This is a genomic window from Owenweeksia hongkongensis DSM 17368 (assembly GCF_000236705.1).
Classification (GTDB): Bacteria; Bacteroidota; Bacteroidia; order Flavobacteriales; family Schleiferiaceae; genus Owenweeksia; species Owenweeksia hongkongensis.
On the sequence record NC_016599.1, the window covers coordinates 3,644,690 to 3,658,761 of the forward strand.

The following is a 14,072-nucleotide window of genomic DNA, read 5'->3' on the forward strand; positions in this document are numbered from 1 at the left end:
TTAGTTTAGAAAATGAGCCCGGCATTGTTAGGATGTCGGGCTTATTTTTCTCTAACTAATTGCAAATAGGAAATCTCTTATTAAATTTTAATTTTTGTGTTAAACCCTTTTACTAAACATTAAACAGACTCTATGCTTAAAAAACTACTCATTCTTACGCTCATCTTTTCACTTACTTCTCCTACTGTTGTCGCTCAATGGGATTGGGCTATTAGTGGTGGGTCGGTGAATACTTTTAGCAGAACTACAGACTACAATAATGTGAATCATATCACCACAGATCAAGCGGGTAATGTTTACATTCTATCCCAGGTTGGGGGGGCGGGTCTTAAAGTAGCCGAGAACTCGCTCATCGCCTATTCTGAATATGGAACTTACAACTCATTGGATATGGTCCTTTCAAGTTTTACAAGTGATGGGAACTATAGATGGTCAAAAGTAATTGGAGGACGATTATATGACGTTGGTTATGCCTTGAAGGCGGATAATAGTGGTAGTTTATATGTAACTGGTCGAATTCGAAATGTAGATGATAATCCTGTAGGGCCGCCTAATACGGCTGTGCATTTTGATACAGACACGGTGCTTCCAAAAATCCCGTATGATACGCTAACATGGAGCTTGATACAAGATACTTTAAACCAAAGTATGTTTATAGTAAGGTATGATACTTCTGGTGTCTTTAAGTGGTTAACAATGCCAGAGCCTGATACAACCAGTAAGTTTCGTGGCAATACACCCATTAACTTGGATGTTGATGCCAATGGAGACGCTTATTGGCTGTGTTACCTTTTGCCTGGTGAATATAGATGGGCCACTAATAATATTATTACCCAGGCGGGTACTTATGTAGTAAAATACAGTAGCCAGGGAAATCAAATCGGAATAACTCGATTGGGCTTGGATGTTGCTCATGGAGACTATTTAACTTCCATTTGGGGAGGGCTTACACACTTTGCTCGAAACCCAATGAACGGCAATTACTATATCGCTGGTACAAACAAGGCCAAACAAAATTTATATCTGTTAATAGACGGAGATACAATCTCCTCCACAATGTACATCGCATGTTTTTCATCTTCAGGCCAACTATTATGGAAAGAGGAAAGTGGGGGCTATGATAAGGGTGCAATCAATAGGCTTGAGATTGATAATAGCGGTAACTTGTTCATCACAGGTTTTGTACATAATAGTACTTCTTTAGGAGGTCACACTTATAGTTCACCGCGATCTCATGCATCACCTTATGTTAGTGCATTTAGTTCCAGTGGTAATCACATATGGTCAAGTATGGCAGTTGTAGATGCGGCTTCTGATGCACTTGATGTTGCAGTAAGCGATACCGAGATAGCAATAGCAGGTTACGGTTCAAGTTTGTACTGGCCAAGCAATACAGATTCTGTTAAAACACAAGCTAACCAAGGCTACGATGCCTTTCTTGCCCGTTTCAACAAAAGCAATGGTGAGCTCATCACCATGGAGCGTACTAACACACCTTTTGGTGGCGCAAGCTATGGCAACGCCATTGCAGCCGGCCCACAAAATACCTACTATATGGGAGGTAACTTTAGCATGTCTATGTTTTTGGGGCAGGATACTTTGTACAAAGTAGGCAGCCAGCGGAGCTTTTTCCTTACCAAATATGAGTGTGATGTGCCGGAGGCCAGCATGAGTGTGAGCGGCATAAATGCTAGCAATACGATAAACCTTACCTACACCGGAGATCCGGCAGATAGTGTAAAATGGTACTTAGGAGATGGCACTCAGGTATGGGGAGATAGTATTCAGCATAGCTATGCCAGAAAAGGAAAATATAGAGTGTGTGCAATGGCTTATTTTGAGTGTACAGAGGTTACAGTGTGTGATAGCTTAGTAGCCGGGGAAATCAGTCTCACTGAAGAAAGCTTGGCCGAAATAGCGATTTATCCCAATCCTACCAATGGTGTTTTGAACTTAGAGAATTTGCCAAAGCATAGCTCCGTAAAACTTTATAACCTTAATGGAAAATTGCTTTTGCAAAAACAATTTAAAGATATGAAGGCTTCCTTAGATTTAAGTCAATTTAGCAAAGGAGTCTATCTGCTGGAGCTACAGAATGGTGCTGGGGAGAGAGCTTTTAGGAAAGTGATGAAGGATTGACGATTGTTTCCTTTCTTCATTTTGCCATGATGCAAAACGAAGCAAAAAATCTAGAACTTTTTAGGAACTTTTTGCTTTTCTGCTAAAAGCAAAACCACGGTTCATTCTGCATTTCATGCTTATCCCTCATGCTTCGGGATGCAATTCCATTTGAATGCCCGTTAGTTCTCGAAAAAGTTCATTGGCTAGCCGAGAGGTTTAGGGTTTAGGGACCGGCCTTTTGGATTTTTACGTAAAAACCAAGTGTAACGGAACGCAGAAAAATAAGCAGCCGCAGGCCTTTTATTTTTCAGTGAAGTGAAAAGTAGGTTTTAGAAAAAATCCAAGAAGCCTTGATTTTTTGGTTTCGTTTTCCATCAAGGGAAAAGGAAAGAAAAACTTATACTTTTAATACGCGTAAATGATCGTGTGGTAGACTATAGACGCTTGGCCATTCAACGCTAAAATGTTGAGTTAGTTTATAAAATGGGCCCGGCATTGTTAAGATGTCGGGCTTATTTTTCTCTAACTCATTACAAATAGGAAATCTCTTATTAAATTGTAATTTTTGTGTTAAACTCTTTTACTAAACATTATTCAGACTCTATGTTAAAAAAACTACTCTTTTTCTTCACGACCTTTTTGATGATTTTACCTACACTATTCGCTCAATGGAATTGGGGTGTAAGAGGAGGTTCAGTGAATACCATGCAGCGTCTGCAGGACTATAATAACATTACTCAAATAGTAACAGACGCTAATGGAAACATTTACACCATGGGACCCATAGGTGGTGCTGGTGTTAAGGTAGGAAGTCAATCACTCACGAGTTACTCAGGTTATGGCACGGGTAGTACAACAGATATTTTGATTTGCAGTTTTTCACCATCAGGACAACTGAGATGGACAAAAGTTATCGGGGGTGCAGAAATGGATGTTGTTCAAGGTATTGAAACTGATCTTCAAGGTAATGTTTATTTACAGGGAAGAGTATTAAACGTCTACGAGACATGGGTAGGAGTGCCTCCAACTGCTGTGCACTTTGATGCCGATACGGTACTTTCTATAGTACCCATTGACTCAACTACTTTAATGTATAAGGATACCTTACAGCAAAGTATGTTTATGATAAAATATGATACCTCGGGTACACTTAAATGGCTGCGAATGCCGGAGCCAGATAGTACAAGTATGTATCGTGGAAATTTTCCTTTTAGAATGGATGTTGACAATAGTGGAAATGTGCATTGGTGGTGTTATCTGAAACCAGGCCAGTTTCGTTGGGCCAATAACAATGTGATTACACAAGAGGGAATGTTTATATTGAAGTACTCCACTCAAGGACAGGTGCTAAGTTGTACTTCATTAGACATGACTATTGATGGATTGCAATTTTGGGGAGCGTTCGGCTCTGCAAAGTTTAAAGTAAATTCTGCAACCGGCAATTATTATATCGCTGGAACAAATGAAGGCAGTGCAACTATCAGTCTTGGGGGAGGTCCTGTAAACTCAAAAATGTATCTAGCAGCCTTTTCCCCAGCAGGTCAATTATTATGGAAAAAGGAAAGTGGGGGGGGTGACCTTGGTTCTATAGAGGATCTGGAATTGGATTTGAATGGCAATATCTATTTAGGGGGCTTAGTAAGGCCTGGAACGGAGTTTGGAGGTCACACATATACCTCTCCCAAAAGCAGTGGGGCTCCTTTCGTTAGCTCATTTGATTCAGGAGGAAACCATTTGTGGTCAGAAATGGCTGTTGTGGACGCAGTTTCAATTACTTATGATGTAGCGGTTAGCGACACCGAAATAGCTATTACTGGCTACGGTTCAAGTTTATACTGGCCCAACAACACAGATTCTGTAAAAACCCTGGGTAACCAAGGCTACGATGCCTTTCTTGCCCGCTTTAACAAAAGCAATGGTGAGCTTATTACTATGGAGCGCACTAATACACCCTTTGGCGGTGCAAGCTATGGCAATGCTATAGCAGCCGGCCCACAAAACACCTACTATATGGGAGGTAACTTTAGCATGTCTATGTTTTTGGGGCAGGATACTTTGTACAAAGTAGGCAGCCAGCGCAGCTTTTTCCTTACCAAGTATGAGTGTGATGTACCGGAGGCCAGCATGAGTGTGAGCGGCATAAATGCTAGCAATACGATAAACCTTACCTACACCGGAGATCCGGCAGATAGCGTAAAGTGGTATTTGGGTGATGGCACCCAAGTGTGGGGTGACAGTATTCAGCATAGCTATGCTGCCAAAGGGAAATATAGAGTTTGTGCTATGGCCTACTTTGAATGCACAGAGGTTACGGTGTGTGATAGCTTAGTAGCCGGGGAAATCAGCCTCATTGAAGAAAGCTTGGCCGAAATAGCGATTTATCCCAATCCTACCAATGATTTTTTGAACTTAGAGAATTTGTCCAAGGAAGGTCAAGTAACTTTATACAATCTTAGTGGGAAGCTCTTATTACAACAGCCCTTTAAAAAAGAAAACAACAAACTGGATTTATCCGATTTACCGAAAGGGGTGTATGTGCTGGAGCTGATTAGTAGGCAAGGGGTAAGGGTTTTTAGAAAGGTGATGAAAGAATAGGTGGTTTAGCTAAAATGATTATTTTTAAAACAGTTAGTCCAAAGATCCTATAATAAATGGCGCGCTGGCAGAGCACCAGGCAATATCGGCTTCGGCCGGGGTTCTTTGGATATCTCCATTTTCAGTTTCATGAGGTTGATATTTCCCGTTTCAAGCCGTTGATAGCCGTTGCTGAAAATCTTGATAACCCTTTGTCAATACCCGTTGATGCCGTTGCAACGGCTGATTTCGGTGGTGTGGGTTACTATTGTATTTCAATCTCTTCATTAAAAAGCAGTCCCTTGCGAGAATTTGCCGTTGCTATGTTAATGCAGGAGCCGTTGAAGTGGTTTCAACAGCAGCGGTGAAAAAAGTGTAACTGTCTATAAATAGGGGGATTTGCTACGGATAGACTGTATCTCTGGTTTTGAGCAACGGTGCAACGGCTAAATTGAAACGGTAGTCTGATTGTTGAAAAAGCACATTGCCCCAAAAGATAAGTTAAGATCAACGGTTCTTAAAAGATTTGACTAATTTCAATGGTCACATTTATTCTAAAAAATGTCAAATCAGATAGACTACAAAACCTATTACCGCAGCAAAGCTGCGGACAGCTTTAAGACTCGGTCAAAACTTTATATTTTTCAACAAGCGCTGCTGGGAAGAGAATTTAACTCAGAGAAAGTGAACACCTTTTTGGTTGAAAATGATTTGGTGAAAAAATATACCGCCCAATATTGGCAAAGAAATCACGAGGAAACAATTGATGGAAGTAGCTTATCAGTTGGTGAAGTTTATAATGAAATGGTTCGAATGGAGGTTGCTCACCTGGAGGAACTTAAAGTGCTACGTGATTGCTACATAAAGGAATTCTTTCCGGCTAAATTTGATTTTGATGAGTTTACAAAAATATGCGGTAGTGACCATTGTACTTATTGCAAGATCACTATGAGTGATATTGACACCCTTGCCAGCTGTTTGGAGCTTTTCAAAAAGAATGAACGGGGCTGGAAACTTGAAATGGATAGAAAGAATTCCAACTTTGAGTATTTACCAGAAAATGTGGTAATGGCTTGCTACTGGTGTAACAATGCCAAAACGGATGAATTTACCGATGTGGAGTTTATGGTTGTGGGAGAAGCGATAGGTCAAGTTTGGAAGTCTCGATTGAATAAAGTTAAAAACAAGCCTAAGCTATAATAGCAAAGGATTTACCCCGCTACATCCTGATACAAATGCTCTTGAAAACCTACGAAAGTTTCCCGAATACTTTTGATGTCTCCTAATTCCCGTTTTGCATCAGCAATGGCATTATATTTCAAAATCAAAAGTGGTGTAAGCTTGGCATCATCCAACTCATTCACGCCCTCTTTTACATATTGTTCCAACACAAAATTCAAGAACTCTTGTTGCTTGGGGTCATAATCGCTTAGTTGAACTTTTGCCGATTCTGCCCGATCTAATCGAGGCACCAAATCTTTGTGATAAGCCACATAATTGAGAACATCGTATAGGTCACTATTCTCACCATGCACCAGTGCGCTTAAGTCATCCAGTTGCGCGCTGGTATATCCTTTTTCTTCAAGCTCCGTCATCAGTTTTTTTCGTGTGCCAGGTTGCGACCACAGTCGCCTCAATTCTTCTTCACTTCCGAAAAAAGAAGGAAGATCCCCGAATAACAACTTAATAAACTCGGATGCAGAAATAGGTTTTCCTTCAGGGCTCCAAAATGTGGTCTTAGCCGTTGCCGCAATCTCTAAAGCTTTACCGTTGGAGAGCTTCACTGTTACCATTTTCTTTGGAGGGTTTTCACACACGCAAGGATCATTTCCGCACTCGCTACAAAGCTCTGGTTCTGGCTTCTCACAAATACATGGCTTCTGATCACAATTGTTGCATTGTGGACGTGTTCCTCCACCCGTTGATGGTTCTGGTTCCAACGGTGGCCCATCCCATTCTGGATCTTTAAAATGTTGATGAGCTTTGGTAAAATCAAAAATGGTGAAGTAATCTTTACCATCAAAAAGGCGGGTACCTCTACCTACAATCTGTTTAAACTCTACCATAGACTCTACAGGGCGAAGCAAAACGATGTTGCGAATTTCCGGTGCATCAACCCCAGTGCTTAGCTTTTGCGAAGTAGTCAACACCGTTGGGATGCTTTTTTCATTGTCTTGAAAATCCCGCAAATGATTTTCGCCAATACTGCCATCATCAGCTGTTACACGATGACAATAATTAGAGTTATTACTATCCGCAATTTGGTTGATCAAATCTCTTATATAAGCTGCGTGAACCTGTGTGGCGCAAAACACCAAGGTCTTTTGATTTTGATTCAGCAAATCCATGAAATACTGAACTCGATAGCGCTCTACTTGCTCAATGATAATCTTGCGCCCATAATCCTTGTAAGTAAATGTATCGCCTACTTCAGCTTCACCTTCTACTATATTGTCATCCTCAGTTATGGTGTACTCATCATAATTGGTTTGGATTTCTTTTACCCTGAAGGGGGACAAGAAACCATCATTGATCCCTTCTTTTAGGGCATACTCATACACAGGGTCACCAAAGTATTTGTAGGTGTCACCGTTTACATCACGCTTGGGCGTGGCGGTTAATCCCAATTGAACTGCTGGTGAAAAGTAATCCATGATGGCACGCCACGAACTTTCATCATTGGCACCACCACGGTGGCACTCATCAATTACAATAAAATCAAAAAAATCTTTTGGGTATTGACCAAAGTTGAAGGATTTGTCATCATACTTTGCTTCGGGTTCAGCCGCCATGCCAAGCGTTTCATCATCCTGTTCTTTGTCTTCGCCATTTTGAGCGGAGGTCATAAACGTTTGGAAAATGGTAAAAAAGATGCTACCGTTTTTGGGAACCTTTCCTTTCTTCTTTATTTCCTTAGGGCTTATACGCACCTTTATGTTTTCGTCAATTGTATCAAAGGCATTGAATGCGTTAAATGCCTGATCGGCCAAAATATTTCTATCAGCTAAAAAGAGAATGCGCGGTTTGCGCTGTCCGTCTCTTTTGAGGTTCCACGAAGCATGAAACAGTTTCCATGCAATTTGAAAGGACACGGCCGTTTTTCCGGTGCCCGTTGCTAAGGTCAAAAGTATTCTGTCTTTTTTGGTTGCAATAGCTTCCAGCACCTTAGTAATGGCATTGTCTTGATAATAGCGAGGCTGCCATGTGCCACTTCTATCTTCGTAGGGAATGGCAAATAAACGCTCGGTCCAATTGGCTATTTCTACCTTGTATTCTTCTTTGGGTGTAGGGAAGGTCATTTCCCAAAGTTCATCAGGGGTAGGGAAGGTGCTAACATCTCCTTCACTGCCTTGCTCCATATCTACACCATATATTTTGAGGCCGTTGGTAGCATAGGTGTAACGAATTTTCAACCGCTCAGCATAATCTTTTGCTTGCCCTACACCATCGGTATAGTATATGTCCCTGGCCTTGGCTTCTACTATGCCAATTCTTCGATTTTTGTATTCAAGTACATAATCCGCTTTTAAGGGCTGAGCTCTGCGGCTTTGGCCAATAAGCCGGCCTTGTGTAATAGGAAACTCCAAACGCAAACGACTACCTTCAACGGTACCCCAGCCTGCGGCTCTTAGGGCGGGTTCTATTAAATCATGTTTGGTTTGGGCTTCGTTCATCGTTGTTTTAGTTGAAAATCAAATAACCATCAAAAAGGAATGTACAGGTTATCAGTGCTTTTGCATAGTTATTAATATTTTTTGTCAAATGACCATCAAATAAGGCCCTTGTTAAAATCGAAACTGAACGCGAATTCTCTTCAAATACATTTTCAAGGATTTTATGTCACTTTGAGTTTGGTTCATTTTTACTTGTGACACATCAGTTGTGTTGCTTAGCTAGGGGTAAATGTTACTTGTTTTAGGTAAGTAGCTGAAAAACAATGGTTAATCCTTGATTGTTTTGTGTTGCTTAAGCAAGGTTTAATGTCACTTGAAGAAGTCTTTTTTGGGTCTGTTGCACTCTTTTCATTTATAAATCAAAACACAATCAAGAAATAATAAGAAGTGAAGGGGGTTGTTTTTCAGTTGGTTGCATTCTTTTTAGTTCTTGTTTCTTAATCGGAATCAAAACCCAATCAAGAGATATCGCTTACGCCCAAATAGGTTCATAGCCACCTCGTGGATGCTCAGGGTCTGCTGCCTTTATTAGCTTGTTATCTAAAGCTTTCTTAATCACAGCAGATGCTTGAGCAGCATTGTGTTTTTCAATTCCAAATCGTTCGCATAGTGTTGAGTTTTTCATTTTTGCTCCTTCAAGATATTTCATAATGGAGTGTTGGTAGCAAGCTCGTGTTCGTTCAGAAACGGTCATGTCTGCAAATGTGCGAGGTGCAAACAAAATTACCCGCATAGAATGATCCATTTCCTGAAATTTTGGAGGAGGTAGTTGATTTACCTCCACACTCATGATTACTTTGTCCAGGCCGGTTCCTTGTTCTTCACACATGCCCATTCTTCGCATAAGAGAGGCCAATGCCTCGTTTCTTGAACGGGGCGGCAAGTCGATCATTCTATCGGTTTGAACCAAAGATTTACCCGGGTTGGTAATTTCCAGACGTGTGTCAAAAAGTTCTACCAAAGGGCCAGTTCCGCTTATAGTCATGTCTTGATGTATCAGAGCGTTGGCTATGGTTTCGCGAATGGCTATTTCTGGAAACAATAGTTGCTGGTTTCTTTGAGTACTACCTATATGTTCGTTTACAGGCAACAAGTTATTTATGTACGAAACAATTCCCGAAAAGGCATTTGCATAACCTTTCTTCCCGTCTATCCGTTGTTTTACCGTTGATGCTCTATTGTCTCCATCATAGGCTACAAACCGAATCCCTTTGCGAGAATGAGCTGAGCCAAAATCTTCCAGATTTTCAGCAAACAATATGGCGCCAAGATTGGTAATGTTCCAGTGTCCGCCCACATCTTTATTAATGATAGCATCTGCTGCCAGACGCTCTAAAATACCAGACCTGTTTTCTGGGAGGTTTTGTTTAGTAAGCTTAAAGTAAGAGGGATAGTCGATAAGTTTTACCACTTCATCTGCGGTAACAAATGATTTTGCTACTGCTTTTTCCCAATTGTAGGAACGCAGACTATTTATAAGTTTTTGATAATGCTCAGGGTAATCGGATAGGCGTGGTGTAGCGCTTCCAATTCGCAAATAGGCTGTTCTCTCAAACTCTACAGGTGTGGTATGTGTGGCCGGGATTTCTAATAGAACAAGTTTGCCGTCTGGGTGGTTTACTTGGCGAAAAGAAAAGGTGATGCGCGGTGTAAGCATTTGTGACAGCCACATAGCTAAAACCTGATTGCCTTTAGTTTGAGTTTCGGGATTAAAAGTGGTGCCAACAATTTTTTGAGTGCCGTCCTCTACACCCCATAGCACATAAGCAAAATCTTTTTCTTGAATACGTGCTACATTAGATAGTGCAGAACATAGCTTACCGATCATTTCTGGTGATGCATTATTATGCTTAAATTCTACACACCCGTTTTCAGTATTTCCAGATAGTAACTCATCTATCAATACAATGTCTCTGCGCATCTGTTGGTTTAAATCACTCATATAGCACTTTCCTCTTTAATTAACTCTACCTGTACAAGCACCTTCTGTAAAAGGGTTTTTGAGGTTCTTAGGTTATTTAGTTAATTATCATTTACTTACCTGATGTTCACGACATGCATGTCGTGAACATATTATTTAGTTTCATACTCCACACCCGGCTCTGCCGCCACCTGCAATATACTTTCAGTTTCCTCTTTTATCAACTCCCCAGCAAAGGCTTTTTGTAAAATGGATTTTTTAAGGTCTTCTAAGCCATTTAGTTTAGCAGAATAATGACGAACCAATTGGTTGCGGTTATTTGATAATGCCTCAATCAATAATCTTAGCTCTCTTTGTCTTTCTACTGGTGGAAGTGGCACCGGCAGTTTCTTTAAATCACCAATAGATAAATTAGGTTGCATTAGAGTATTTACGTTATCAAGTACATAGTTGTATACTCGATTAGAGCTGAAAAAATAGAATAGATAGTCTCTGTCAACTAATTCGAGGTTGGGAACAATAGCTGCAACTCGTTGATTTAATAAAGAGTTATGATAGCTCTTTGGAACTTGGGCAACTTTTAACCCTCCTGAAATAATTGTACGAGTTAGTGCCAAAACTAAGTCGCCCTCATGAACTTTTACTTTTGAATATTCTTCTAAATATGAAGAAGGTAAGTTATTTGAGGAATCCTCCACAAATTCCATGATTCCAACATTGGTGATCTTAATTGCCTTTATATCATTCTCAGCTGAAAAATCTTTGCTCTTAAAGCTGTAGCCGTTTATTACTTCAGTTATATCCTCAATACTCTTCTCCTCCCAACCATCACCGTCCTGTCCTGAGCCTGTCGAAGGGTGGCTAAATATTTCATTGAGCTTGGATTGAAAAAGCTCTTTAGCGTTTTGGATGTTCTTTTCAATATTGGCCTTGGCCTGGTCTATAGCCGCAAAGGCTTTGTCCAGTATCGCCACGATTTGTTTTTGCTCGGTGAGGGGTGGGATGGGAACAGGGAATTTTCTAACTGTTCCAACGTTAAGATTTCCAACACCTGAACTGGTGATGCTGTTTGTAGCAAGAGTTTTAACTTCATGAGAATTGAGATAATACTTTAAGAAGTAACTGCTTAATATATCCTTTTTAGGTTTAATTAAGGTTAAACTAACGAATATGCTGAATTCAATCTCCTCTTCAATAACTGCCGCTTCACCGTAACTTCCTACACGAGTATAGAGTATATCTCCAACTAAAGGTTTATTTTTCTTTGTTAGTTCGTGATGATTTTCCTCAGTTATACAATTGTAATCTTCATAAATAATCCGCCCTTCTTTTACATTCTTTGCAGACAAAAATGGAACTCCATCATCAACATATTTCGGTCTTGCCGCAACCCCGCATGTAATAAGGTTGCATGCCTCAAGCATTGTTATTCTTTTCCAGCCCTCTTTCATATCAATTCTTTAATTGATTGAAGAATTGAATTGGTTTCTGCATCCAGCATTTCCATTTCTGCTAAAATTTCAGCTGGCGCACGTAGCGGAGCTTCTTCAGGTGTGTTGGGGTTTTTTACGCTAAGGTCTGCCGTTGCTTCGTCAATGTCTGCTACTTTCAGATTCCAGCTTTTTTCAGTTTCCTCTTGTGTTTTCTGTAACTCTACAAACTCCGCCATGTCCTTGTCGTTCAGTGGGTTGGTTTTACCCATGTTTCGGCCGGGGTCAAGCTGGTAGTACCATATCTTTTTGGTGGGTTCACCCTTTTGAAAAAAGAGTACCACCGTTTTTACACCTGCTCCCAAAAAAGTGCCGCCCGGCATATCCAAAATGGTGTGCAGGTTACAGCTATCCAACAGCAATTTGCGCAAAGCAACGGCTGCGTTGTCTGTGTTGCTCAGCACTGTGTTTTTAATAACAACGGCTGCACGGCCACCCGTTTTCAGGCTCTTAATAAAGTGCTGCATAAACAGGAAAGCGGTTTCTCCCGTTTTTATGTCAAAGTTTTGCTGCACCTCGGGGCGTTCCTTACCACCAAACGGTGGGTTGGCCAGTATTACGTGGTAGCGGTTTTTCTCCTGTATGTCGCGTATGTTTTCGCCCAGCGTATTGGTGTGTATAATGTTGGGCGCCTCTATGCCGTGCAGTATCATGTTCATAATACCAATCACATAGGCCAGGTTCTTTTTTTCCTTTCCGTAAAGGGTGTTTTCTTGTAGGGTTTTCAGGTTGTCGGTGGTCTTTTCCATGCGCTCATACATATAGTCGTATGCTTCGCAGAGGAAGCCGCAAGAACCGGCCGCACCATCATAAATCTTTTCGCCAATTTGTGGGTCAATCACATTTATCATGGCCCTAATCAATGGGCGAGGCGTATAATATTGGCCACCGTTGCGGCCCGCATTGCCCATGTTTTTAATCTTGCTTTCGTACAAGTGGCTCAGCTCATGCTTATCCTTTGAAGAGCGAAACGGCAGTGCATCGGCATATTCTAAAATCTCACGTAGGTTGTAACCACTCTGTATTTTGTTTTTAAGCTCAGAGAAGATTTCGCCAATCTTGTATTCAATAGTTTGAGCATTATCTGCGGTCTGCTTAAATTTTGCCAAATACGGGAAAAGCTGTCCATCTACAAAGGCCACTAAGTCTGGCCCGGTCATAGCTACATGATGATCCAACTTTCCATCTGCATCTTTGGGCATGGCCCAATTAGCCCAGCGAAATTCTTCATTCAGAATATAACTGTATTCTTCGCCACGCAGCTCAGCTTCATCGGCTTTGTCCTGTTCAAGTTCATCCAGGTATCTCAGGAACATTACCCATGAGGTTTGTCCTATATAATCCAGTTCACTATCCGCTCCTGAATCTTTGTACAGGAGGTCATCTATATTTTTGAATGTTTGTTCAAACATTTAATCTTGTATTTGGGGAAAGGCAAATCTAAGGGATAGCCTTTAAAATTAAGGGTATTAATAAGCAGCGGTTTTGCGGGGTCATTTAGCTATCTCATAGTAGCGACAGAAAATCTCCGACCTTCATAAAATCGTATGTGTTTATTTACTTCATACTTGGTTTGAAGTTAATAGGTATAAGATTTTTGATAAATGTCAATTTTAAAAATAAGAGAGGATGAAGAAGTTACTTGCGGTTTTAGCGGTTTTGGTAGTGTTTGCTTTTGCGAATAAAGGTGATGAAATAAAATATCTAGCCTTGGGAGATAGTTACACCATTGGCACCGCCATTGGAAAACAAAATGCCTACCCCGTTCTTCTAGTTGATTCAATGAAAAAAGGGATTCCAAATTTTTATGCAGACCTTGATGTGATTGCTGAAAACGGATGGACCACTCGTGATTTGCTTAATGGAATAGCGAAAGAAAACCCGAAGGGGCCTTATGATATGGTGTCTTTGCTAATTGGAGTAAACAATCAATATCAGCATTTGAGTAAATCGCAGTATAAAACTGAATTTACCCAGCTATTAGAAAAAAGTATAGCCTTAGCAGGAGGAAAAAAGGAGAATGTATTTGTGATAAGTATTCCTGATTATGGAGTGTGCACAGTGGCGGTAGAGAACATGAAAAGTATATCTCCCGATATTGATGCTTTTAATGAAATCAACAAATCCGTAGCTGAGGAATATAATGTAAGCTACGTTGACATTACAGAAATCAGTAGAACGGCAAAAGGAAATGAAAGTCTCATTGCTTCAGATGGCCTACATTTTTCTTCAAAAATGCATGAGCTTTGGGTGCGGGAAATAATGAGTGAATATTTGTTGGAGAGATTTTAG

Annotated in this window: 9 protein-coding genes; 5 read left to right on the plus strand and 4 right to left on the minus strand. The window is 40.7% G+C overall.

Features of this window, described 5'->3' with window-relative positions:
- Window positions 1–132: 132 nt before the first annotated feature.
- The 4 genes from OWEHO_RS16125 (at window position 133) to OWEHO_RS16140 (ending at window position 5,895) form a co-directional block, all read left to right on the plus strand.
- Complete coding sequence (locus OWEHO_RS16125; RefSeq protein WP_014203565.1) at window positions 133–2,139, plus strand: T9SS type A sorting domain-containing protein; 2,007 nt, start codon at window positions 133–135, stop codon at window positions 2,137–2,139.
- Window positions 2,140–2,724: 585 nt separating this feature from the next.
- Window positions 2,725–4,716, plus strand: coding sequence for a T9SS type A sorting domain-containing protein (locus OWEHO_RS16130; protein ID WP_014203566.1), 1,992 nt, complete (start codon window positions 2,725–2,727; stop codon window positions 4,714–4,716).
- A gap of 56 nt (window positions 4,717–4,772) precedes the next feature.
- Window positions 4,773–5,063: a hypothetical protein gene (locus OWEHO_RS16135; protein ID WP_014203567.1), complete on the plus strand. Its 291-nt coding sequence runs from the start codon at window positions 4,773–4,775 to the stop codon at window positions 5,061–5,063.
- Window positions 5,064–5,256: 193 nt separating this feature from the next.
- Window positions 5,257–5,895: a hypothetical protein gene (locus OWEHO_RS16140; protein WP_014203568.1), complete on the plus strand. Its 639-nt coding sequence runs from the start codon at window positions 5,257–5,259 to the stop codon at window positions 5,893–5,895.
- Window positions 5,896–5,906: 11 nt separating this feature from the next.
- Here the strand turns inward: OWEHO_RS16140 and hsdR are convergent, their stop codons facing one another.
- From hsdR to OWEHO_RS16160, 4 genes are all read right to left on the minus strand, one after another.
- A complete protein-coding gene (hsdR, locus tag OWEHO_RS16145) occupies window positions 5,907–8,369 on the minus strand; it encodes an EcoAI/FtnUII family type I restriction enzme subunit R (protein ID WP_014203569.1) in 2,463 nt (820 codons plus the stop codon).
- Window positions 8,370–8,841: 472 nt separating this feature from the next.
- Window positions 8,842–10,311 carry an ATP-binding protein gene (locus OWEHO_RS16150; RefSeq protein WP_014203570.1) on the minus strand — a complete coding sequence of 490 codons (1,470 nt, stop codon included), beginning with the start codon at window positions 10,309–10,311 and terminating at the stop codon, window positions 8,842–8,844.
- Window positions 10,312–10,442: 131 nt separating this feature from the next.
- Window positions 10,443–11,741, minus strand: coding sequence for a restriction endonuclease subunit S (locus OWEHO_RS18090; RefSeq protein WP_014203571.1), 1,299 nt, complete (start codon window positions 11,739–11,741; stop codon window positions 10,443–10,445).
- A complete protein-coding gene (locus OWEHO_RS16160) occupies window positions 11,738–13,192 on the minus strand; it encodes a class I SAM-dependent DNA methyltransferase (protein ID WP_014203572.1) in 1,455 nt (484 codons plus the stop codon). Before OWEHO_RS16160 ends, OWEHO_RS18090 begins: the two co-directional genes overlap by 4 nt.
- Before the next feature lie 217 nt (window positions 13,193–13,409).
- Between OWEHO_RS16160 and OWEHO_RS16165 the strand changes: the two genes are divergently transcribed.
- Window positions 13,410–14,072, plus strand: coding sequence for an SGNH/GDSL hydrolase family protein (locus OWEHO_RS16165; protein ID WP_014203573.1), 663 nt, complete (start codon window positions 13,410–13,412; stop codon window positions 14,070–14,072).

Bases quoted from the DNA above. Each gene is read 5' to 3' on its own strand.
- OWEHO_RS16140 (WP_014203568.1), top strand. From the start codon at position 5,257: ATGTCAAATCAGATAGACTACAAAACCTATTACCGCAGCAAAGCTGCG.
- hsdR (WP_014203569.1), bottom strand. From the start codon at position 8,369: ATGAACGAAGCCCAAACCAAACATGATTTAATAGAACCCGCCCTAAGA.
- OWEHO_RS16135 (WP_014203567.1), top strand. From the start codon at position 4,773: ATGGCGCGCTGGCAGAGCACCAGGCAATATCGGCTTCGGCCGGGGTTC.
- OWEHO_RS16160 (WP_014203572.1), bottom strand. From the start codon at position 13,192: ATGTTTGAACAAACATTCAAAAATATAGATGACCTCCTGTACAAAGAT.
- OWEHO_RS18090 (WP_014203571.1), bottom strand. From the start codon at position 11,741: ATGAAAGAGGGCTGGAAAAGAATAACAATGCTTGAGGCATGCAACCTT.
- OWEHO_RS16130 (WP_014203566.1), top strand. From the start codon at position 2,725: ATGTTAAAAAAACTACTCTTTTTCTTCACGACCTTTTTGATGATTTTA.
- OWEHO_RS16125 (WP_014203565.1), top strand. From the start codon at position 133: ATGCTTAAAAAACTACTCATTCTTACGCTCATCTTTTCACTTACTTCT.
- OWEHO_RS16165 (WP_014203573.1), top strand. From the start codon at position 13,410: ATGAAGAAGTTACTTGCGGTTTTAGCGGTTTTGGTAGTGTTTGCTTTT.
- OWEHO_RS16150 (WP_014203570.1), bottom strand. From the start codon at position 10,311: ATGAGTGATTTAAACCAACAGATGCGCAGAGACATTGTATTGATAGAT.